The following is a 23,167-nucleotide window of genomic DNA, read 5'->3' as shown; positions in this document are numbered from 1 at the left end:
ATAATTTGTAAAAAAAGTTTTCTAATATAAACCGTTTTGCAGATTACTTTTATGAATTTATAAGGAAAAAATCATGGGACTTCTCGTTGATGGTCAGTGGCATGATGTTTGGTACGATACTTCTAAAACAGGAGGGGCGTTCAAACGAGAACCCACCCAATTTCATTCCGCGATCAGTAATGAATCCAATGCTCGATTTCCTGCTGAAAAAGGACGTTACCATTTATACGTATCTCTTGCTTGTCCCTGGGCCCACCGGACTTTGATTTTCAGAAAACTTAAAAAACTGGAAGACTATATTGATGTTTCTATAGTGCATCCGCATATGCTTGAAAAAGGTTGGGAGTTTAAAAAAGAAATGGGTGCTACTGGAGATACCCTTTATGGATTGAACTATTTATACGAACTTTATGTTAAGGCAGATAAGAAATACACAGGTAGAGTTACTGTCCCTGTTTTATGGGATAAAAAGGAAAAAACCATTGTTAGTAATGAATCAGCGGAAATTATTCGTCAGTTTAATCAGGCATTTAATCATTTAACAGGGGATAATCAAGATTTTTACCCTGCATCTCTGCGTGCGGAAATTGATGTACTAAATGACCGAATTTATAATGCCATTAACAATGGAGTTTATCGTTGTGGATTTGCGACAACTCAAGAGGCCTATGAGGAGGCATACATCCAATTATTTCTTTTACTTGATGAACTGGATGGACGCTTACGTAACCAAAAATATTTACTGGGTGAGCAGTTAACTGAAGCGGACTGGCGATTTTTTACCACGTTAATTCGTTTTGATGCGGTATATTACAGTCATTTCAAGACCAATCAGCAGCGAATTAGTGATTATGAAGCGATACAGCCTTATTTAGAAAGACTTTATCATCATCCTGGAATACGCGGCACTGTAAACTTTTTACATATCAAGCAACATTATTATTTTAGTCATAAAACCATAAACCCAACACAAATCGTACCTTTAGGACCAAAACTAAAGTTTGATTCTTGATAATTGTTGCTGCAATGATACCCATAGGTTGGGTCCATTTTGAGCTGAGTGGGTTAATCAATGTCAGTATTAATGATTCCCTTTTTCTCTAAATTGAAGTCTAATTCCGCTTAATTGATGTCATTCCCGTGCAGGGGAATGACACTATATATAGACAATTTGTGTCTAACACATTGAGATGGAATCAATTTGGCGCATTGTTCCTGTTTGCTAGATCTTTTTTCACCCAATTAATTAATCCACCATCAATAAGCAGTTCAATTTGACGTTTGGACAAGGTTTGTGCTACCTCAATTTCTTTATCATTAATTTTTATTTTAAATGATTCTTTGTCCAGAATGTCTGGTAAGTCCTGGATTTCAACAACATCATATAGATGGATTTCATCGTAATCCTTAGTGTTTTTGAAAACCAAAGGTAAAATGCCAAAATTAATCAGATTTTGCCAATGGATGCGCGCAAAACTTTTTGCAATGACTACTCGTAAACCTAAATAGCGAGGAGCTAAAGCTGCATGCTCTCGGCTAGAGCCTTGACCATAATTTTCTCCACCTATAATCGCATGGCCCATTTTATGTGTTTGAGTACGTTTCGCGTAATCAGGATCGACATGACCAAAAGTAAATTCACTAATTTTAGGTATGTTACTACGGTAGGGAAGAACCTTTGCACCAGCAGGAGAGATTTCATCAGTTGAAATATTATCTTCTACTTTGAGTAATACGGGTACTTTTAATGAATGAGGTAATGGTTCAAATTCTGGCAAAGTTACGATGTTTGGGCCTTTCACTAGTTCAATTTTTTTTGCTTCTTCTAAAGGCAACGGTCCTTCAAAACATGCTGGATTTAATATCCTTTGCTTGGGTATTTTTATTTCTGGATAGGGCATGTCCAATGTTGTGGGATCAGTAATCACTCCTGTCAATGCAGACGCCGCTGCAGTCTCTGGGCTGCAAAGAAATACCTTATCTTCCTCTGTACCCGAACGTCCCGGAAAATTTCTAGGTACGGTTCGTAAGCTATTTTTGTCTGTTGCAGGTGCTTGTCCCATCCCAATGCACCCATTGCATCCTGCTTGATGGATGCGCGCTCCCGAATGAATAAGACTTCCTAAATAGCCATCGCGTACCAACTCTTCTAAAATGGTTCGCGAAGATGGATTGATGTCAAATGATACATTGGGGTGTATCGTCTGACCTTTGACTATTTCAGCAGCAATTGCAAAATCACGATATCCTGGGTTCGCAGAGGAACCAATATAGGTTTGATAAACCTCTTCGCCGGCTATTTCGGCTACAGGGACTACATTACCTGGGCTAGTAGGCTTTGCAATGAGGGGTATCAATTTAGATAAATTGATTTCTACGTGTTCATCATAGGAAGCCTTGGGATCTGCGGTTAATTCCATCCAGTCTTTTTCACGACCTAGACTTAGTAAAAATTCTTTGGTGATTTCGTCTGAAGGAAAAACGGTAGTCGTTGCTCCTAACTCCGCGCCCATGTTAGCAATTACATGTCGGTCCATGGCAGTTAAGTGTTTTAATCCTTCTCCATAATATTCCAAGATGTAGCCTACCCCACCTTTAACATTATAACGTCGCAGCATTTCTAGAATGACATCTTTTGCACTGACCCATTTAGGTAAGGAGCCTGTTAAATGAATACCCATAACCTTGGGCATTTTTATATACAGCGGGTAGCCGGCTATAGCCAGTGCGACTTCGAGCCCACCCGAACCAATGGCAATCATTCCCAAAGAGCCAGCGGCACAGGTATGGCTGTCGGAACCTGTTAGTGTTTTACCCGGTTTTCCAAAGTTTTGCATATGTACTGCATGACTAATGCCATTTCCAGGCCGGCTAAAATAAAAACCAAATCTTCTTGCTGCACTTGCAAGAAAAAGATGATCGTCAGGATTTTTATTGTCTTCTTGAATTAGATTGTGGTCGACGTACTGAACGGATATTTCGGCTTTAGTTTGTTCAAGTCCAATGGCTTCCAATTCAAGCATGACCAGAGTTCCTGTAGCATCTTGACACAGAGTTTGATCAATTTTTAAGGCAATTTCCTTACCGGGTTCCATTTTGCCTTCTAGAAGATGTGCTTTGATGATCTTTTCTGTTACATTCATCGCTAAATCCTCCTTGAGAACAGCTGATTGTTAAAATATAGCACAATGGAATAAATAAACTTGCGAGAACAAGATATGAGTTATAGATTGGAAAAAAGTCAGAAGGATGCTGCGAAATCCATTTTGTGACCTTCCAAAGTATGAACTAGACTTCAAATTGAGATCGTTTGGAGAATAAGGCAATGAACTATGATGATCGATATCAAGCAGGCCGTGTTCTAGTGGATTCACTAAAGGATTACGCGAAACGGACAGATGTAATCGTGTTGGCATTACCTCGTGGCGGTGTTCCTGTTGCCTACGAAATTGCAAGTAAACTCTCGCTTCCACTTGATATTTTTATTGTTCGTAAGCTTGGCGTCCCGGGACATGAAGAGTTGGCTATGGGGGCTATTGCTTCTGGCGGAATAACTGTTTTTAACGAAGAGATAGTCAATTCCCTGCATATATCAAAAAAAGCGATTAGTACTATTCAAAAGTCAGAACAAGAAGAATTATCACGACGTGAATTGGTTTATCGTGGTAAGAAACCGTTCCCTGAGTTAGCAGGAAAAACTGTAATTCTTGTGGATGATGGTATTGCGACAGGCTACACCATGAGAGCTGCAATTGCCGCATTGAAACAGCGAAATCCAGCAAAAATTATGGTTACAGTGCCAGTTGCCGCACGTTCGACTTGTGATGAAATCGCCCCTTTAGTTGACGAGATTATTTGCCCAATGCGCCCGGTTAATTTTTATGCTGTAGGATTGTGGTACAATGATTTTTCACAAACAACCGACGATGAAGTGATGCAATTATTGCAAAAAAGCTAAGCATTACTAGGAAAAATATATCAAACTTAATACCTTCACATCGAGCATGGAGAGATCTTTGGATCTCTTTAATTGTCAATATACCCTAATAAACAGTAAAATTTTACGATTGCAAAAATGAGGGGCAAGAGATGAACGATTTAACCAATAGAATTATTTTAGTTACCGGAGCTTCCAGTGGAATTGGTCAGGCGTGTGCTCGGTTGTGTGCACAGCATGGAGCTCGGTTAATACTCTGTGCTCGACGAGTCGAACGTCTTGAAGCTCTAGCAAAAGAGTTGACTCAGCTTTATGGAGAGGAACATTACGTATTGCCTTTAGATGTATGTGATCCTGAGCAAGTTAAAAAACAATTGGGTTCTTTACCTGGCTCATGGCAATCTGTTGATGTATTAATTAACAATGCAGGGTTAGCTTTAGATACTTTGCCTTTGCAAAAGGGAATTGAAGAACATTGGGATATCATGATTGATACCAATATTAAAGGACTACTCTATGTCAGTCGTACTTTGATTCCTGGTATGTTGGAGCGAGGTCGTGGTCATGTAGTAAATATCAGTTCCGTGGCTGGTCATGAATGTTATCCCAATGGGAATGTTTATTGTGCGACGAAACATGCTGTACATGCTCTTTCAAAATCAATGAGATTGGATATGTTAGGTAGCCCTGTTCGAGTTACTGAAATTGCTCCGGGTGCAGTAGAAACTGAGTTTAGTGAAGTACGATGGAATGATAAACAAAAGGCAAAAGAATTTTATCAAGATTTTCAACCTTTATTAGCTGATGATATAGCTGATGCGATACTGTATTGTATTACTCGCCCACAACATGTGGATATCGAGGAAATGACGATTATGCCTACAGTACAAGCTTCTGCGAATCATTTATCGAGAGATAAGAAATAAGTAAATTTTGTGCAAAAATTACACAGCCATTACCTTCAATGGTCTATTATTTATACATATAGGTGATGACTAATCCTGGCTGAACCATTTAATAGTTTCAGATTGGGAGGTTGTGTTGGAGTGTGGTGAGCAAGCCTATGTACCTAGTAGGAAGCCTAAAGCACTCCATAAACCTCCAGAGTGAATCACGTAAGAGGCTCAGGATACAGGAAGTCGTCGCCTGTATTTCTAAGTAAAAATCCCAATAATTTATAATAATATTCATTTTGATTAAATTATATACATATCGTATACTTAAGCTACAGAAATTAGAGTTCTAATAAAGGCCAGGAGGCTATTATGAAAAAACTAATTATTTCCGTAGTCTTAAGTACACCGCTTTTCTTAACAGCTCTACCTGCTTTTTCGGCTCTACCCTCTGCTCTTGAGAATCCAGCATTGAGGAAAGATGCTGCTGTAGTTAAAAATAATTTACCCAAAGCAACCAATTACGCCTATTGGTATCGATGGCATCACTGGAACAGATGGCATCATTGGCACCATGGGTAAATTTTTATGTTAAGTCTCTAAGTTTTCACTATCGAGGACGAGATCATGAACAGATTAATGCTTATTTTAATGGTATCAGGGATCACATTTTTAGTCACAGGGTGTGTTACGGAGCGTGTTTATTATAATCCATCCTATACTAAGACTTATTATACCCCAGCGTACAAGACTCCAGCCTACACTTATTCGGCCAGTTATCATACTAGTCCTTATTGGGATGTAGATTATTATAATGATAGCGATGCTTATTATTATGGTTATAACGATTTAGGTGATGTTGGGTATTGGGGTATGTACAATACCTATCAGGTTTATTAATTACATCTTGGTTTTTCTAAGGTGTCAGATCCTCGTGTTTAGGTGCGAGGATCTATTGATTTCATCTACTTTTAACTAATTTAAATGAAATTGGGTTTTTAAGTGTTACTTCACATTCAAAAAACTCCCTAAAAATTAGGGAGTTCATTTGAATTATTCTTTAGCTCGAGAAACGTACTCCCCTTTGCGAGTATCTACTTTAATTAACTCTCCAGTTTGTACAAATAAGGGAACACGTACTACAGCCCCTGTTTCTAAGGTAGCTGGCTTTCCACCACCTCCAGAGGTATCACCTTTTAATCCTGGATCTGTTTCAGTAATAGCTAAAATCACAAAATTAGGTGGTGTCACTTGGATTGGTTCATTATTCCAAAGGGTAACGATACAAATATCCTGCTCTTTTAACCATTGGGCCGCATCTGCGAGTACTTCTTGGCTTAAGGCATATTGTTCAAAATTCTCAGGAACCATAAAATGCCAGTGTTCACCATCATTATAAAGATATTGCATTTCCACATCGGCAACGTCAGCAGAAGGTAATGTTTCATTTGATTTGAACGTGCGTTCTACAACTCGACCTGTTTTCAAGTTACGGATTTTAATGCGAGTAAAAGCTTGTCCTTTTCCTGGTTTTACAAATTCACAGTCGAGAATGCTGCATGGGGCGTCATCAACCATTACTTTCAAGCCATTTTTAAATTCATTGGTGCTATAAATTGCCATTAGTGCTCCACAGTTGAGATTTTGCTTGGTTTTAGTTAAAGTTCGCACAGTTTATCAAGTCTGTGTAATTAATGCGAGATACCTCTTTAAGTTGGCAAAAAAATTTGGCGCAAGGTTTTGCTTCTGTTACTGAATTATTGAGTTTTCTGGAGCTGCCTTTATCTACTGGAAACGTGCATGCTGAAAAGCAATTTTCCAGTCGTGTTCCTTTAGGATTTGCGAAACGGATGCAAAAAGGAAATCCTCGCGATCCTTTATTGCTCCAGGTTTTAGCAACCGAAGATGAATTACAGGGAAATGAAGGGTATAGTATCGATCCTTTAGAGGAGCGTAGTAGTAATCCAATTCGAGGATTAATACATAAATATCACGGTCGCGTGTTGTTAACTTTGACTGGGGTTTGCGCTGTGAATTGCCGTTACTGCTTTCGCAGACATTTCCCATATCAAGACAATAATCCTGGCCGCAACGGATTTAAAGCCATTTGTGACTATATAGCCCAAGATACCAGTATTACCGAGGTAATTTTAAGTGGCGGAGATCCCTTATTGGCATCCGATTTGGTACTGACTGAGTTAATAAAACAATTGGAAGAAATTCCTCATTTACATACCTTACGCATTCATACACGAATTCCTGTGGTTTTTCCAGAAAGGATCGAGCATGGCTTGCTTTCACTATTAAAAACAACTCGATTCAACAAGGTAATCGTGTTGCATTGTAACCATGAGCAAGAACTGGATGACTCGGTACGCCAAGCGCTTCGTGAGTTGCAAAATATAGGATGTCATCTGCTGAATCAAACTGTTTTACTCGCAGGAATAAATGATGAGGCTCATATCTTGGCTAATTTGAGTCAAACTTTATTCGCATATGGAGTTTTACCTTATTATTTACATCGATTGGATAAAGTAAAAGGAGCCGCACATTTTGATTTGCCTTTTGATAGGGTACAAGCAATTTATCAGCAACTACAAAAACTTTTACCAGGATATCTTTTGCCTCGTTTAGTATGTGAGGAGCCAGGAAAATTAAGTAAAACTCTATTAATTTAAATGTATACATTAAGTACGAGAAGAGAGCGTAACTATTTGAAACATTTTACTTTGTTTTCTTTAAAAAAAATTGCAGTAGAATAGTGTGATTACAATTCATCGTAGTCCACGTTCCGCGACTTGTTCGCGTAATCCAGGAATGGAGAATAAAGGCTGAAATGTTTGGCTATAAATCAGATCGCTGTGGACTCAGCGAACAAATCGCGGAACGTAGGTGGTGAAGATAAATGTCAACATACCTTAGTTTTTATCCCCATGAAAAGTTTTGAAGAGGTAAAGAATGAAAAAATTACCTGTATTAAGCCCTGGAGATGCGATTGAAATTATTGCACCTTCATCTCGTAGTACGGACAGTCAATTGCTTGAGTTGAGTGAATTACTAGAGTCTTGGGAATTAAAATGTATTGTTCAAGAAGACATTTTTGCTCCAGATTTATTATGTGCTAATACAGATGAGATGCGATTTAAACATTTGAAAAGCGCGCTACACAATCCCAACACAAAAGCAGTAATTTGTGTGCGTGGTGGTTACGGTTCGACACGTTTAATCCCCAAATTAGCAGAAGTTGGACCTCCAGAATCAGTCAAACTATTTATTGGCATCAGTGACATCACGTGTCTGCATCTTTATTTGCAACAACATTGGAAGTGGCCAACAATTCATGGTGCTGCTGCGCCTGATAAATTTTCCAAAGAATCAATTGCTGCTGTGAGATCTATTTTATTTGGTGAGGGTCCGGTTAAGTTCACTGGTCTAATTCCATTGAATAACCCTGCACAAAAAGAAGATATTATTAAGTCTCAGGTCATTGGAGGCAATTTAGCAATTATTCAATCTGGGGTGGGCACGTGTTGGCAAATGGATGGTCGAGATAAAATTATTTTGCTCGAAGAAATTGGTGAACGAGGATACCGTGTTGATCGAATGTTGGAACATTTAAAGCAAGCAAACATTTTTACCAATGCGGCTGCAATCATAGTGGGAGATTTTCTCAATGGTGATGAACCGAACGGTTCTTCTTTAATTGAACCTATCTTAAAACGTTTTGCTGAAAGTAGCCCTATCCCAGTTCTCAGAATTGCAGGAATAGGTCATGGTTTCATTAATTTCCCGATTCCTTTGGGAACAGAGGCGCATTTACAACTTGGTGAACGGGCCCAATTAACGTGTTTTCGGTAAACCTGAGGACAGCAAAGTAGCCCCAGGTACTACATTATTTATATAGTCCTTCCTTCATCTTGATAAAGCTTAATCAGTTTTTCTTGAGCGCAAGTATTTCCTTGGGTTACGGGTTTATAACTACCATCACTTTGCATTTCCCACGTATTGCTGTTGTCTTTGAGGTAGTTTTTGATAATTTCTTGCTTGATTCGTTTTTTGCAGTTTTCATCCAGAATTGGAAACATAATTTCAATGCGATGGTATAAATTTCTTTCCATAAGATCAGCACTAGAACAAAAATAATGTTCCTCTTCATGAATACGAAAATAAAATACTCGATGATGTTCCAAGAAGCGCCCAATATAGGAAAGCACACGTATATTTTCCGAAATACCGGCTATTCCGGGTTTGAGACAACAGACTCCGCGCACCAGCAAATTTATTTTCACCCCAGCTTGTGATGCCTTATATAAAGCTTGAATTATCGTTTTATCAGCTAATCCATTTACTTTTAAAAGGATTTCGGTGTCTTCATTTTTTAATGCAGCTGCAGTACATTGCTCGATATATTGAAGTAATGTTTTTTGTAACGTAAATGGCGAATGACTTAGTGCTTTGAGTTTGACTACTTTACCCAGCCCGGTTAACTGTTGAAAAATGATTTGGATATCAGAGGTGATCGTCGGTTCGCAAGTTAATAAACCTAGGTCAGTGTATCGTTTTGCCGTGTATTCATGGTAGTTTCCGGTGCTCAAATGGACGTAACGCTTTAGTTTTCCATGAGCTCGGCGAACAACTAGAGTCATTTTAGCATGTGTTTTATACCCTACTACCCCATAAAGCACTAGAATGCCCGCGGCATGTAAACGGTTTGCTAATTTCAGATTGGACTCTTCATCAAAACGAGCCCGTAACTCGATAACTGCTGTCACTTCCTTACCCGAATGAGCTGCATCAACCAAAGCATCGACCATTACGGATTCTGAACGAGTACGATATAAAGTTTGGCTAATTGCCAAAACATTGGGATCGCTTGCTGCTTGTCTAACAAAATCAATAACGAGCTCAAAGCTTTGGTAGGGGTGGTGGAGAAGGATGTCTTGCTCATCAATAACATTGAATAGATTTCGTTCTGATTTAGGAAATTGAGGGTATTGCGCTGAAAAAGGCGGGTAATTCAAGTCAGGTCTATCAATGCTATTAATCGCAGTTAAATGGCGCTGTATATTAACTGGCCCATCACAATAATAGGTGTCTTCATGACGGAGATGATATTTTTGTAATAAAAAATCCACAATTTTTTCGGGGCAATTTTTTTCAATTTCCAGTCGAACCACATGACCATAATGACGAGAAAAGATCTCGCGTTGTACGGCCTTGGCCAAATCATCAATTTCTTCCTCTCTTAAAAAAAGATCGCTATTTCGAGTTAGACGAAAGGAATAACAACCACTTATTTCCATTCCTGGAAATAAACTATTAACATGGGTAGTAATAATAGATGAAAGATGAACAAAATAATGAGCATCTCCACACAACTCTGAAGGCAAATGAATGACTCTAGGAATCGATCTGGGGGCATGCACTACAGCATAATTAATATTACGGTCAAAAGCATCTTTACCACTTAAAGAAATAATGAAGTTTAAACTTTTGTTAATCAGTTGCGGCAAAGGATGTGCCAAATCAAGAGCGATAGGACTAATTACTGGTTGAATCTCATGTTTAAAATAATGTTTTGCCCACAAGTGGATGTCATCGGTCCATTGCTCGGTATCAAGAAAATAAATATTTTCCTTAGCTAAGGCTGGGAGAAGTTGCTTATTAAAGATGGAGTAAAGCTGATCAATTAGTTTATGTGTTTTTTGGCTGATTTGGCTAAATGCTTCATCAGAGCGTAACCCATCAATAGTTAATTTTCCTGATGACATGGCAATTTTTTCTTTAAGCCCAGCTACCCGTATCTCAAAAAACTCATCGAGGTTACTGCTACAAATGCTTAGAAAACGCATTCTTTCCAGCAAAGGAACCCGTTCGTCATTAGCCAGCATCAAAACACGCTGATTAAATGCGATAATAGAGAATTCTCTATTGATATAGTATTCAGGATTATCCAACACAGTGTCCAAGGGTAACTCCATTTTCTTACAAAAAGTAATAAGGCCTGGCTATGGTACTATTTTAGGTCTTAACGAACCAGAAAAAAACATACAACGATAAATCCTAGAAACCCATAAAAAGGTGATAAATTCCAAAAAGTCAAAGCAAGGAAAAACACAAAGCAACACAGCGCCATAGGGATTGAAAAATACATCCCTACAACACCCTGAGCAACGGAGTAACTTGCGGCTGCGAGCAGGGCTAATGCGCCATATTGTACGCCAATCATTATTTTTCGCATTCCAGGTCCATTATGGCTTGTAAGCCAATGATAGCCGGCTATAGCCATCAGGAGTCCTGGTAAATTAAGACTGAGAACAGCAAGAATTAAACCGGTGATTCCGGCCGCTTTATATCCAATAAGGGCAGATAATTTGACACCAGTTAATCCTGGAAAAATAAAGCTTGAACCCACCATCGCGATAAATTCTTCCTGCCCTATCCAATGTCGATATTCAACAGCCTCATACTCCAGCAGTTTTAACATTGAATTCCCACCACCTAAGGAAATAAGACCAATTTTTCCAAAGCTTAGAATGATCGCGACCAAGGTGTTTATCATAATTTCATTAAATTTTTCAGGAAAGTTACATATTCGCAGGAAACAGGCTCATCCAGCAAGTGTTTGGAAATAGTCTCTACCAAATGCAGCGATTTTCCTTCAATACATAAGCTAAAATAAATTTGATTGCATACTTCGAGACGAGCGAGCTCAATTTTTATACTTGGATTGGTCGGTAATTTATAAATAAGCGCTTCCTTTTTGACATAAACTTCTATTCCTTCTCGTTCAACCTGTTGCGCTATTTCATGTAGGTCGGGGGGAAGAATTTGATCTTGAGGGCCGCTAAGAATTATTTTTGCTCCATAACCTGCAGCATGGTTTGATTGTTTGAGTAGAGGCTTGTAAAGCAATTGTTCCCGACGTTTCTTAATGTTGTAATTTGTTCCTGGTAGCAAATAATAGTAATCTTCTCGATGTTTTTGCTTGTATTGAGCTAAGTCGAGTAATGACGGATCAATAATATTTAAGGTAATTATCGTATTATCCGGCCAAAAAAAACGTCGCTCCCATTTTATCTTTTCGTCTTTTTTATCCACTAAAGTGGCCAAAGACAAGCTTGTTTTGGGAGTAAATTCGAAATTCCAAACCAAACGTTGGTTCATGCTCAATTGCTACTCGTAAAATAAAGAGTATATACTACACCTTTATTATGCAAAGCAAGGGAAGGTATTGATATTATGGCCATTCTGTTTTTTTTAGTTTACCTAATATTTACTTTAATTGTTCTTTATAGAGCAATGAATCCATTAGTTTGGGAGTTGGGTAGCGTTTTTTACTTAATTGTTGCCACATTTGCTATTGGTTTGCCTTGGATAATTGGTTTTTTGCTCTGGCTTGTGATTATTGTTGCACTACTCGTAGTCTACCTTGAGCCGTTACGCGCATCGATAGCGGATTACCTTTATAAAACCGCTGGCAAGTCGATTCCTAAGTTATCCAAAACAGAGGAAGAGGCACTTAATGCCGGTGATACTTGGTTAGAACAAGATATTTTTACTGGAACTCCTAATTGGAACCGATTAGCAAGTGTAGTTACAGTGCTGTCCGCAGAAGAGCAAGCGTTTCTTGATAATGAAACGAACACTTTATGCAGTATGATCGATGAGTGGGAAATTAGCCAAAAACGTGATTTACCTGAAAATGTCTGGTCCTATATGAAGGAAAATGGATTTTTTGGATTGGTCATCCCAAAAGAATATGGTGGTAAGGGATTCTCTGCGCGTGGGCATTCTGATGTGGTAATGAAAATATCCAGTCGTTCGGGGGTTGCTGCGGTAACCGTGATGGTACCTAACTCCTTGGGCCCTGGCGAATTAATTAATTATTATGGTACCGAAGAACAAAAGAATCATTACTTACCCCGTCTTGCAAAAGGTATTGATATCCCTTGCTTTGCTTTAACTGAACCCGGGGCTGGTAGTGATGCAACCTCCATTCAATCAACTGCAATCGTCATGAAGAAAAAAGTTGATGGTAAAATGGTGCTTGGATTAAACATTACTTTAGATAAACGTTGGATAACTTTAGCGCCCGTAGCCACCTTAATTGGTCTCGCAGTGAATGTGAAAGATCCCGATGGTTTGTTGCAGGGTGAAGGAGAAGAAGGCATCACCTGTGTGTTGATTCCACGCGATACCAAAAATCTAGAAATTGGCAATCGCCATTTACCTTCTGATCAACCCTTTATGAATGGCACGATTCGTGGAAAAGATATTTTTGTGCCAATAACAACAGTGATTGGTGGACAGCAACGAATAGGTAATGGATGGCAAATGTTAGTTGAATGTCTATCGATTGGTCGTTCCATTTCGTTACCGGCGCTTGGAGCAGGTTCTTCCTCTACGTGTTATCTCGCAACGAGTGCTTTTGCCCGCATACGTTGCCAATTTAATGTGGAAATTGGTCAATTTGAAGGAATTGAAGAAAAACTTGCAGAAATCGCAGGTTTAAATTATTTGATTAATTCAAATCGCTTACTGACGGTAGCCGCAGTGAACGAGCATAAAAAACCGTCTGTGGCATCGGCGATTGCGAAATATTTTAATACAGAATTGGCGCGAGCTGTGGTTAATGCTTCGATGGATGTTCATGCAGGACGTGCCGTAGTTGTGGGGCCCCGTAATTATCTTACTAATTTTTATAATGGAGTGCCTATTTCTATTACGGTGGAAGGAGCCAATGTGATGTCACGCAACTTGTTGATTTTTGGACAAGGCTCGATGGCATGTCATCCTTATATCCGTCAAGAATTTTACGCAATTTCTAATCAGGATAAAGAGGCTTTTAGAGATGTAATCTGGAAACATATTCAATATTTCATGCAAAATTTTGCCAAAACAATTTGTTCTGGATGGACAGGTGGGATATTTATTAGCGCTCCTAAGCAAAAAATGAAACGTGAGTATAAACGTTTGGCTCGTCTAAGCCACGCATATGCATGGCTTGCGGATTTGTCTTTGATTATGCTTGGTGGGGATTTAAAACGTAAAGAGCGTCTCTCAGCACGTCTTGCTGATGGTATGTCCTATCTTTATATGGCAATGGCGGTTTTACGCAATGTGCAATTGAATAATGAAAATCCTGATGATTTAGTGCACGCTCAATGGGCAGTGTCTTATTGTTTTTATCATGCCCAACGAGCAATGATCGCGTTGTGTTACAATTTCCCATCCAGATTTTTAGGCGCTTTTGCTCGTGTTTTGGCATTTCCTTTGGGGCAAACGATGCGTTACCCAACGGATAAGTTGGATCAGAATTTAGCACGATTGATGACCACAAATAATCAGTATCGTGATCGATTGAAAAATCTAGTTTATTTAAGTGGGGATGCAAAACAACCAATAGACAAAGTGGAGCATGCTTTACAACAAATCATTAAAACAGATGATCTTGCCAAAAAAGTGGGTGATTTAAGACGGGTTAAATTTGGTAAGTTAAAAGATAAATTGAAAGCAAAAGTGGTGAGTAATGAACTCACACAACAGGAAATGGATGCGTTACTTGCAACCGAAGCGGCTCGATGGGATGCTATTTTAGTTGATGAGTTTACTTTTGATTCTATGAAAAACCAGTTATTTAACTCGGTTATTGACGAGATTAAATCACCATTTATGCAGGAGGATGCTTCTTCTTAAGGAATGGATGTCCCTCGGGAAACCGCGGGTTTACGTTTTGAGTTCTATCGGTTTTGCCGCGAACAAAGAATAAGAGAATTAAAATACGTTTCCTGGCGTATATTTACAAATTTTTAACAGACGAGCTAAAAAAGAAGTTATCTTATAAACAGTGTTGGTTTGCTATAATTAGGTCAATACAAAATAGAATTCATGTGAGAGATTAATGTATGTCTGCAACTTCACCTGTAATATCATCGGTTAATGATAAAACATTTGTTAGAGAAGATCTTTTAAAAGCAATGCAACTCGCAGGAACTTCAGTAGAGTTGGCTCAATATTTAAGACAACAAGTCCATGATATAGTGGATAATTCACGAGCTTTTAAGAAATCGCCCGAGAAAATGCAAGTGGCGCAACAAATATTAAAAGCAGTAGATGAGTTTACCCAACTTGTGGAATATAAATTTTCTGAAGAAGAAAAGAAAATCTGGGCTGGTATACCACCGAGTTCCAAATTTGAAAATATACATCGTGGAATTACCCAAGAGGCTGTTGAATTATTAGAGAAAAAAGGTTATCCAGGAATTCGATTCGATTTTGCTGTCAAGCAGGCTGGCGATGACAAAGGACATTTTGTTCGCGGCTATGCATCTATAGAAAAAGGAGCTCCTCCGTTGGATGAAGAAACAGTTGATGCATTAGATCGATTGTTTAACGCATGGTTAGCGAATGAACATCAAGTTTTAACTGAAAATGGTTTTTTCTTTAAAACGGACGCAGAAGGAAATAAAACGAGACAACTGACAGCAGATGAAGTAGAAGCGATAATGGCTGATTCAGCACAAGGCTTTAAGGATTATTTACAAAGTAATCATGCTGAAACCCCACTTGTATCTCGACAACGAGACTATCCAGGTGAACATCGATTGGAAGAAGCCAAGAAGGCCGCAGCTCAAAAAGCTGTCGAACGTGTTATCGAGGCCGAAGAAGCGGAGAAAATCGAGCCCGAAGTGCAACCGACAAATATTAGCCCTAGCTAATTAGGGCTCTTTTTTTACCCCTGAATAAGCATTAAATAAGGGCTTAAGTTAGTACATGTAGTGAAGAATGATGATTTTTTGTTAAATCTTATTCACTGCATGTAGTCTCTCTAGAGTTCCTATATCAAACCAAAGGCCTTCATATAGGCAAGCAGTTACCCTATTTTGATCCGCGTATTGACGGATTATAGGGGCAACCGAATAGCGACCTTGTTTGTAATTTGCAAATATTTGTGGATGATAGCAACAGATACCTGCAAGCGTATATTTTCGATTTTCGTTACTCAACTGAGTTTGATTGATTAATCCGAAATCTCCAGGATGATTAAGGGCTGGATTTTTATTTACTAAGATTACATGAATTGCACGAGTAATTTCGGGTTGTAATTGAGAGAAATCAAAATCCGTATAGATATCCGCATTGACGGTAATAAACGGTTTATCGCCGAGTAGCGGCAGTGCATTTACAATGCCCCCCCCTGTTTCCAAGCCTCCTGGCGGTTCAGGTGAATAACAAATTTCAATTCCCCAACGAGCTCCATCACCTAAATGTTGTCGAATTTTTCCCCCAAGGTAGGCATGGTTTATGACTAATCGTTCAAAACCTGCTTTTGCTAGATTGATTACATGATGTTCTATTAAAGGCTTTTCTTTAACAATACACAGCGCTTTGGGGGTGATATCAGTAAGCGGCTTTAAACGGTCGCCACGTCCAGCAGCCAATATCATAGCAGTTTTCATGGTAGATCAACTCTCATTTGCATAAATTGGAAGAAAGAATGCAATTCTTCATAAGTTTCTGTACATTCAAGGACATATTTTAAGGTTAAAGGTAAGTCTTTAAGATATCCAGGTTTGCTATCTCGTAAATACAAGCGACTAAAGATTCCTAAAACCTTTAAGTGTCTTTGTAAACCACAAAGATCAAATGCACGGATAAATTCAGGCAAGGAATAATCTTTAGTTAAAGCACTTTGAGTGTAAAAAAACTCCACCCATTCTAGAATTTTACTGCGCGGCCAGGAAATATAACAATCTTTGAGTAAAGAAACCAAATCATAGGTGAATGGGCCAACCATTGCATCTTGGAAGTCAATAACTCCTAAGGTTGATTCAGCTTCATTTTGTAAAAGCATCAGATTGCGAGAATGATAATCACGATGGATAAAAGTCAACGGTTGCTTAGCTACTTCTGTTGCAATCCATTCCATGGTTTGTTGTACTAAAGTACTTTCATCCTGATTTAGTTTTAAATCAAGATATGCTTTAAAAAACCATTCGGGGCATAAACTCATTTCTTTGAGCATATGCGCTTTATCAAACGGTGCAAGTATCGGATCATGAGTTGGGCACGTTTGAATTTTAAATAAAGTGTTTATGGCATGATGGTAATGAGCATTCACATTTTCAGAATGAAGATCATTCAAAAGAAGTTGATCTCCTAAATCACTTAATAATAAGAATCCATCCGCTAAATTAGCCGCCAGAATTTTCGGCGTATGAACATCCACTTTCTCCAGCATTTGTGCAATATGTATAAAAGGTTTTAGATCCTCTTTTCCTGGAGGCGCATCCATGACAACTCGTGTGAGACCGTTATATTGAAGACGAAAATATCGTCTAAAACTGGCATCTCCAGCCAAAGGAGCTAATTGGAAATCCTGTAGTTTTAGCGTATCAATTAACCATTCTTTAAGTGCGTTTTCTCTAGCATGCATGGTATACTTTCCCATCATTATTTCTGGTTGTAACTTATAACCAAGATCTCCTCTCTCATGAATAGAGAGAATAAAGGAGAATGTTGTGGTATGAATTATACCGCAATACCTTTAGCGTGAACGCGACGATCTAAAGTGATTAGTTACATATTTTTGTGTGCATAATAAGGCATTTTATTACCCGTGAACAAGATTTCATTTAAATGGTTCTTGATGAGCATATGTACGACCTTACTTATTTTGCTCATGGTAATTTATCATGCGTTAGCCCATTCTGCTTCTTTAATTAATGAACCTGTTCAAGCATGTGTGATCGCTCGTGATGTTGATTTAACGGATGCGGTTAGGTCAAAATTTGCCCAGTGCTTGGGTTGGAATGCCGATCAAAGCTCTCCGATTTGTCTTGGTTCATATCAACCCCTCACTGTTACACCGCTTGCTTCACCTGATGAAATCAGGATTATGGCAGATAAAGTTTCTTTCTATCAGGATAAGCCATCAACTTTATCTGGACATGTTGAAGTACAGCAAGGCCAAAGAATAGTCAATGCCCAAACAGCGCATGTATATCGGGATCCCAAAAGTAAAGAGGTCACGAAAATTGAGTTTTTAGGTAATGTTCATTATCTGGAACCTGATAAAATATTGATTGCTCGTAAAGCAACAATTAATCCTCAAGATAAATCAGGTCAAACTGAAGATGTACTCTACCGTTTTAATACCAACAAACATTCGGCAATATTACCTGCATGGGGAAGGGCTAGTCTAATGCAGCGTTTCCCTAATTCAGATTACTTGTTACGTCGAGCGACTTATACTACCTGTGCGCCACAAGATAAAGCTTGGGATATTGAGGCTAAATCAATCGTTATTGATAACAAGAAAAAAATGGGTGTCGCCAGGAATGTGAAGTTGCGCATCCATGACTGGCCTCTACTTTATGTTCCTTATCTGAGTTTTCCAACAACTAAAGAACGTAAATCAGGTTTTTTAATGCCGATAGTGGGGTATTCCAATGTAGGAGGCTTTGATCTAGGACTTCCTTATTATTGGAATATTGCTCCCAACTACGATTTGACTTTAACACCGCATCTTTATACCGAGCGGAACGTCATGTTAAGTGGCGATTTCCGATATTTAACTCCACATAGTGTCGGATTTCTTACTGGGAGTTTTTTACCGAATGATGCTGCATATCGGAATTTTTTGAACAATCATGCGGAAGAATTTCCTTTTTTTAGAGATAAGTCAACAAACCGATGGTTATATGGGGTACGTGATACCACGCAATTGAGTCCCAATTTGCGTTTAAATGTAAATGTTCAACAAGTTTCTGACGATTATTACTTTCAGGATTTTAGTACCAATTTGGCCCGAATTACCCAGCGACAATTATTGCGTCAAGCTGATTTAACCTATTCGACAGAACATTGGACTTTTAGAAGTATGGTTCAAAGTTTTCAAACATTACATCCGATCAATGAGACCCCTATTCTTGATCAATATGAGCGTTTACCTCAAATAAATGCTCGTGGTTATTATTATGAATTACCTGCACAAGCAAATTTAAATATAACTGGGCAATATGATCAGTTTTTTTGGCCAACATCAACACAATTTTTTGTGCGAAAAATGCCTCAGGGACCTAGGTTTCATCTTAACCCAATCCTTTCAGTGCCGCAGCGAGTTAGTTGGGGATTTATTACACCATCGGCTGAGTTCGTAGAAAACTACTATCAGGTCCAGAATAATTGGGTTGATACGAACACTGAAGATAACCGCTTTATTCCGCGTTTTAGTACTCATGGCGGTTTATTTTTTGATAGAAACTTTAATTGGAAGGGTAATTCATATACGCAAACTTTAGAGCCAAGTTTATATTATTTGTATGTTCCCTTTTATAATCAAAGTCAGCTACCTATCTATGATACTGCCAATATGATTTTTAATTTTGATCAGCTTTTTAGAACCAATCGTTTTTCAGGGTTCGACCGAATTGGTGATGCAAATCAATTATCCTACGCAGTAACTACTCGATGGATGTCAGAAGGGACCGGTGCTGAATTAGCCAGTTTTTCTGTTGGCCAAATCAAATATTTTACTGATAGACAAGTACAGTTATGTCGTAGTCCTACCGGCATTTGTACCGCAAGTCCTCTTGAAATTGGACACTTATCTCCATTTTCTGGAACATCTCCTATAGCTTCTCGGGTGGTTTATCACTTCAGTCGGTCTTTAAAAATTCTGGGTGATTATGTATGGGATCCTGCTACTTCTGCGACAAACAATGGAGATTTAAATTTACACTATCAACCTAAATTTAATGCGGTTATTAATTTTGGCTATAGCTACCTAGTCAATGGAGATGTGACCAAAGTTAGGAATAATGCAGGAGTTGATAATGCATTACATCAAGGTATGGTTTCTGCTGCATGGCCTATCAGTGATCGATGGAGCGCTATTGGTGCATACAGTCATAATATTAGTAAAGATTACAGCATGATGTCTTTATTAGGAATGCAGTATGATAGTTGCTGTTGGGCTGTGAGAATTTTGGGAGGAAGGACGTTTAAGAGTTTAAATGAAGAATATATGCCCCAATATAATAACAACATCTATTTGCAAATTTTATTAAAAGGCTTAGGATCAGTGGCAAATAGTGATCCTGGAAGTGTATTGCGTACTTATATTCCCGGATATAGTGATCCATTTCATAGTTAGATCGAATAGTGGTATAAATTAAAACAGAGCCGCTTGTGTTTTGAATAAAAATAACCTAAATTGCTCGAAAAAAAAGTAATAAGGATTAACATGTATAAAAAAATAACCCTTGCATGCATATTGTTTGCTGTCGTTGGTATGGCCGAAGCGAAACAATTATTGGATAAGGTGGTTGCAGTTGTTAATAACGGAGTGATCACAGAAAGTGAACTAAACAAACAAGTTGAATTAACAAAGAAACAAATTATTGCGCAAAGAATGCAAGTTCCAGAAGATTCGGTGTTGCGTAAGCAAGTTCTTCAACATTTAATTGATGTGAATGTGCAGCTGCAAATGGCAAAGCAACATGGTCTTACTGTAGATGATACGGAGTTAAATCAGGCAATTGAAAAAATAGCCACTGCGAACCACGCTACTGTAACTCAGTTGCGTGAGGAAATTACTAGGCAAGGAATGACTTGGAATGAATATAGAGAAAATATTCGCAAAGAAATTCTGCTTTCTAACTTACAACAAAAAGCGGTAGGGCGGGACGCTGCTGTTTCGAATGAGCAAGTCGAGCAATATCTTAAAACGGAAGGCGGAATAATTAATCGTTCTGCGCTCACCTATCATCTTCAGAATATAGTTATTCCATTAAATGAAGAACCTACATCTGAAGAAGTAAAAAAAGCACAAAGCAAAGCTGATTCTTTATTAGTGCAGATTAAAAAAGGTGGAGATTTTAGCCGTCTGGCTATCGAAAACTCCAGTGGTGAATTTGCATTGGAAGGAGGAGATTTAGGTGAGCGTCATTTAGCTGAATTACCAGAATTGTTTGCAAAGGAAGTAGTGAACATGAAAGTGGGCCAAGTAGCAGGTCCCTTACGTGCAGGTAATGGTTTTCAGTTAATTAAACTGGTTTCTATTGGTGGAGACAATCAACATCATGTCATTACCAAAACCCATGTTCGTCATATTCTTTTAAAGCCTGATCCAAGCATGCTTCCTGAAGATTCAAAGAAACAAGTGAAGAACATTTATCAGCAATTAAAATCAGGTAAAGATTTTGCACTAATGGCAAAACAATATTCCCTGGATTCATCCAGTGCGGTTAAAGGCGGTGATTTAGGATGGGTTTCGCCAGGGGTTTTAGTCCCGGAGTTTGAGAAAGCCATGGATAAGCTTGCTGTCAACGAAATTAGTCCTCCTGTAAAATCACAATTTGGTTGGCACCTTATTCAAGTGCTTGGTCGTAAACAAGAAGATGATTCGGAGGCATTTAAAAAGCAGCAAGTACGCCAATTTTTACAACAACGAAAATTTGCCGAAGCAGTTCAAAATTGGCAACAACACATACGTTCGGATGCTTATGTGAATATTATTGAAAAGGAACTGGCGTGAAGCCACTGCTTATAAGCAGCGGAGAACCTGCCGGAGTTGGTCCAGATTTATGTCTGGCTCTTGCGGAGTATGGTTTTCCTTTGGTAATTTTAGGAGATCAGGCTGTATTGGAGGCCAGAGCTGAAGAACTAAATTGCGATATTTGTTTTACACCTTATAAAAGCGGACAAGTTATTGAGCCTAAACCTGGTCATTTGACCGTATGTTCGGTAACTTGTCCTGAGACAGTTCAAAGTGGCTGTCTTAACCCCAAAAATGCTCCTTATGTAATCGAGTTATTAAATCAGGCTGCCATATTATGTGGGCAAGGTGATTTTTCTGGTTTAGTTACGGCTCCTGTCCACAAAGCAAATATTAACGAAGCGGGCATCTCATTTACTGGTCATACAGAATTTTTTGCACAATTTTATAAAGTAGATGTGGTGATGATGCTGGCGTGTAATGTAATGAAGGTAGCATTAGTGACTACTCATCTTCCATTGCGTATGGTGTCTGATGCAATTACATCCGAACTCATTATTAAAGTGATTACTCAGGTACATCAATCATTAATTCAAGATTTCAATATTAAAGAACCATGCATTAAAGTGGCGGGTTTAAATCCACATGCTGGGGAGTCGGGATATTTGGGGCGTGAAGAAATTGAGATAATCACTCCAGCTTTAACTGTATTACAAGAACGCGGTATGAATGTTCAAGGCCCTATGCCCGCAGATACAATGTTTATTAATAGTAATCAAAAAAATTGTGACGCATATGTTGCCATGTATCATGATCAAGGCTTACCCGTAATTAAGTATGCTGATTTTCATAATGCAGTGAATGTAACTTTGGGCTTACCTATAATACGTACATCAGTAGACCACGGCACTGCTTTAGAGTTAGCAGGCAAAAATAGACTCGATTCGGGCTCAATGTTTGCTGCTGTCGATATGGCGAAAGCTATGGCATTATCTAGGATGAAATCATGATTAGTTTAATTGCTGCAATTGATGAAACTGGGGGATTAGGCCTTAATAATCAATTGCTTTGCCATTTACCCGCCGATTTACAACATTTTAAATCTGCAACCATGGGTAAGCCCATTATTATGGGAAGGAAAACATTTGCTTCTATAGGGAAGCCACTGCCAGGACGATTAAATATTGTACTCAGCCGTAATGTATCGTCAATTGAAGGAGTTACTGTAGTTGATTCCTTGGAAAAAGCCATCAAGCAAACAGAAGAATTCCCTGAAATTATGATTATAGGTGGCGCAGAACTTTTTGCGGAAGCAATAGGAAAAGCAAGCCGTCTATATATAACACGTATCCATCATCAATTTGCAGCAGATGTTTTTTTTCCAGAAATTGATGAATCATTATGGCTTTGTTGTGATGAACAATTTAGACCATGTGATGAAAAAAACGAATACGACCTGACCTTCCGCACTTATGAGCGTACCAGATAGTAGTTTATATATTTATAAGTAGCTCAGTACTAATTTCAATTCTATATTGAGTTTCATCGTAGGGCGTATCTTAGTCTATCGGTGAACTCTTCCATATTCTGTATCACAAACTACTCAAAAACTAAAGTGAAGTGCAAGTTGTTGAGGCAAAAAATGTCCAAAATGGGCTGGTAGAGATCGATATGGACTACTCTAGATAAATAAAAGAAAACAATTAAAAAAAAATGAAAAAAGTGTTTGACACTGAGGGTGAAATCAGTAGAATACGCAGCACGCCTTCGGGGCAGGTTCATTAAGAAGAGAGAAGACAAACTGTGTGGGCACTTTGAATAACCTTTGAGTGC

20 protein-coding genes are annotated in these 23,167 nt (G+C 38.5%); 13 read left to right on the top strand and 7 right to left on the bottom strand.

Features of this window, described 5'->3' with window-relative positions:
• The first annotated feature begins 73 nt into the window (after positions 1 to 73).
• Positions 74 to 1,012, top strand: coding sequence for a glutathione S-transferase family protein (locus tag ACWTEW_RS32410; RefSeq protein ID WP_454782091.1), 939 nt, complete (start codon positions 74 to 76; stop codon positions 1,010 to 1,012).
• Positions 1,013 to 1,196: 184 nt separating this feature from the next.
• Here the strand turns inward: ACWTEW_RS32410 and ACWTEW_RS32405 are convergent, their stop codons facing one another.
• Positions 1,197 to 3,143 carry an aconitate hydratase gene (locus tag ACWTEW_RS32405; protein WP_454782090.1) on the bottom strand — a complete coding sequence of 649 codons (1,947 nt, stop codon included), beginning with the start codon at positions 3,141 to 3,143 and terminating at the stop codon, positions 1,197 to 1,199.
• Positions 3,144 to 3,325: 182 nt separating this feature from the next.
• On the opposite strand from ACWTEW_RS32405, the gene ACWTEW_RS32400 reads away from it, so the two are divergent.
• The 4 genes from ACWTEW_RS32400 to ACWTEW_RS32385 all read left to right on the top strand — a co-directional run bounded on the left by ACWTEW_RS32400 (position 3,326) and on the right by ACWTEW_RS32385 (position 5,730).
• On the top strand, positions 3,326 to 3,958 hold the full coding sequence (locus ACWTEW_RS32400) for a phosphoribosyltransferase (RefSeq protein WP_454782089.1): 633 nt from the start codon (positions 3,326 to 3,328) through the stop codon (positions 3,956 to 3,958).
• A 131-nt stretch (positions 3,959 to 4,089) separates the two neighbouring features.
• Entirely contained in the window at positions 4,090 to 4,863 is a 774-nt protein-coding gene (locus tag ACWTEW_RS32395; protein WP_454782088.1) for an SDR family NAD(P)-dependent oxidoreductase, read from the top strand.
• A 339-nt stretch (positions 4,864 to 5,202) separates the two neighbouring features.
• On the top strand, positions 5,203 to 5,412 hold the full coding sequence (locus ACWTEW_RS32390; protein ID WP_454782087.1) for a hypothetical protein: 210 nt from the start codon (positions 5,203 to 5,205) through the stop codon (positions 5,410 to 5,412).
• 45 nt (positions 5,413 to 5,457) lie between these two features.
• Positions 5,458 to 5,730 carry a hypothetical protein gene (locus ACWTEW_RS32385; RefSeq protein WP_454782086.1) on the top strand — a complete coding sequence of 91 codons (273 nt, stop codon included), beginning with the start codon at positions 5,458 to 5,460 and terminating at the stop codon, positions 5,728 to 5,730.
• A 153-nt stretch (positions 5,731 to 5,883) separates the two neighbouring features.
• Here the strand turns inward: ACWTEW_RS32385 and efp are convergent, their stop codons facing one another.
• Positions 5,884 to 6,453 carry an elongation factor P gene (gene efp / locus ACWTEW_RS32380; protein ID WP_454782085.1) on the bottom strand — a complete coding sequence of 190 codons (570 nt, stop codon included), beginning with the start codon at positions 6,451 to 6,453 and terminating at the stop codon, positions 5,884 to 5,886.
• A 71-nt stretch (positions 6,454 to 6,524) separates the two neighbouring features.
• Between efp and epmB the strand changes: the two genes are divergently transcribed.
• Both epmB and ACWTEW_RS32370 read left to right on the top strand, forming a co-directional pair.
• The gene (gene epmB / locus ACWTEW_RS32375; RefSeq protein WP_454782084.1) at positions 6,525 to 7,508 is read left to right on the top strand and encodes an EF-P beta-lysylation protein EpmB; all 984 of its coding nucleotides are present in this window, start codon (positions 6,525 to 6,527) and stop codon (positions 7,506 to 7,508) included.
• A gap of 280 nt (positions 7,509 to 7,788) precedes the next feature.
• Positions 7,789 to 8,688: a S66 peptidase family protein gene (locus tag ACWTEW_RS32370; RefSeq protein ID WP_454782083.1), complete on the top strand. Its 900-nt coding sequence runs from the start codon at positions 7,789 to 7,791 to the stop codon at positions 8,686 to 8,688.
• A 38-nt stretch (positions 8,689 to 8,726) separates the two neighbouring features.
• On the opposite strand, the gene ppk1 is transcribed toward ACWTEW_RS32370, so the two are convergent.
• Genes ppk1 through ACWTEW_RS32355 form a run of 3 tightly spaced genes read right to left on the bottom strand, consistent with a single transcriptional unit; the run spans position 8,727 to position 11,997 of the window.
• Positions 8,727 to 10,799, bottom strand: a complete 2,073-nt coding sequence (ppk1, locus tag ACWTEW_RS32365) for a polyphosphate kinase 1 (protein WP_454782082.1) — start codon at positions 10,797 to 10,799, stop codon at positions 8,727 to 8,729.
• Positions 10,800 to 10,858: 59 nt separating this feature from the next.
• The gene (locus tag ACWTEW_RS32360; protein WP_454782081.1) at positions 10,859 to 11,392 is read right to left on the bottom strand and encodes a chromate transporter; all 534 of its coding nucleotides are present in this window, start codon (positions 11,390 to 11,392) and stop codon (positions 10,859 to 10,861) included.
• Positions 11,389 to 11,997, bottom strand: coding sequence for a hypothetical protein (locus tag ACWTEW_RS32355; protein ID WP_454782080.1), 609 nt, complete (start codon positions 11,995 to 11,997; stop codon positions 11,389 to 11,391). Before ACWTEW_RS32355 ends, ACWTEW_RS32360 begins: the two co-directional genes overlap by 4 nt.
• Before the next feature lie 75 nt (positions 11,998 to 12,072).
• Here ACWTEW_RS32355 and ACWTEW_RS32350 point away from each other — a divergent pair, with 75 nt between their 5' ends.
• Together ACWTEW_RS32350 and ACWTEW_RS32345 are read left to right on the top strand one after the other, a co-directional pair.
• Positions 12,073 to 14,529: an acyl-CoA dehydrogenase gene (locus ACWTEW_RS32350; protein WP_454782079.1), complete on the top strand. Its 2,457-nt coding sequence runs from the start codon at positions 12,073 to 12,075 to the stop codon at positions 14,527 to 14,529.
• Between the two features lie 209 nt (positions 14,530 to 14,738).
• Positions 14,739 to 15,551 carry a hypothetical protein gene (locus ACWTEW_RS32345; RefSeq protein ID WP_454782078.1) on the top strand — a complete coding sequence of 271 codons (813 nt, stop codon included), beginning with the start codon at positions 14,739 to 14,741 and terminating at the stop codon, positions 15,549 to 15,551.
• Positions 15,552 to 15,632: 81 nt separating this feature from the next.
• Here ACWTEW_RS32345 and murU read toward each other — a convergent pair whose 3' ends face one another.
• Entirely contained in the window at positions 15,633 to 16,292 is a 660-nt protein-coding gene (gene murU, locus ACWTEW_RS32340) for an N-acetylmuramate alpha-1-phosphate uridylyltransferase MurU (protein ID WP_454782077.1), read from the bottom strand.
• Positions 16,289 to 17,269 (bottom strand): aminoglycoside phosphotransferase family protein, encoded by a 981-nt coding sequence (locus ACWTEW_RS32335; RefSeq protein WP_454782076.1) that lies wholly within the window; start codon positions 17,267 to 17,269, stop codon positions 16,289 to 16,291. Before ACWTEW_RS32335 ends, murU begins: the two co-directional genes overlap by 4 nt.
• Positions 17,270 to 17,482: 213 nt before the next feature.
• On the opposite strand from ACWTEW_RS32335, the gene ACWTEW_RS32330 reads away from it, so the two are divergent.
• The 4 genes from ACWTEW_RS32330 (at position 17,483) to ACWTEW_RS32315 (ending at position 22,823) form a co-directional block, all read left to right on the top strand.
• Entirely contained in the window at positions 17,483 to 19,990 is a 2,508-nt protein-coding gene (locus ACWTEW_RS32330) for an LPS-assembly protein LptD (protein WP_454782075.1), read from the top strand.
• A gap of 90 nt (positions 19,991 to 20,080) precedes the next feature.
• A complete protein-coding gene (locus ACWTEW_RS32325) occupies positions 20,081 to 21,373 on the top strand; it encodes a peptidylprolyl isomerase (protein WP_454782074.1) in 1,293 nt (430 codons plus the stop codon).
• On the top strand, positions 21,370 to 22,344 hold the full coding sequence (gene pdxA, locus ACWTEW_RS32320) for a 4-hydroxythreonine-4-phosphate dehydrogenase PdxA (RefSeq protein ID WP_454782073.1): 975 nt from the start codon (positions 21,370 to 21,372) through the stop codon (positions 22,342 to 22,344). The genes ACWTEW_RS32325 and pdxA overlap by 4 nt, the downstream gene beginning before the upstream one ends.
• Positions 22,341 to 22,823 carry a dihydrofolate reductase gene (locus tag ACWTEW_RS32315; RefSeq protein WP_454782072.1) on the top strand — a complete coding sequence of 161 codons (483 nt, stop codon included), beginning with the start codon at positions 22,341 to 22,343 and terminating at the stop codon, positions 22,821 to 22,823. Before pdxA ends, ACWTEW_RS32315 begins: the two co-directional genes overlap by 4 nt.
• Positions 22,824 to 23,167 lie beyond the last annotated feature (344 nt).

It is taken from the genome of Legionella stuttgartensis (assembly GCF_977063405.2).
Note: the sequence above shows the minus strand (reverse complement) of the source record. Positions and strands in the feature narration are given on the sequence as shown.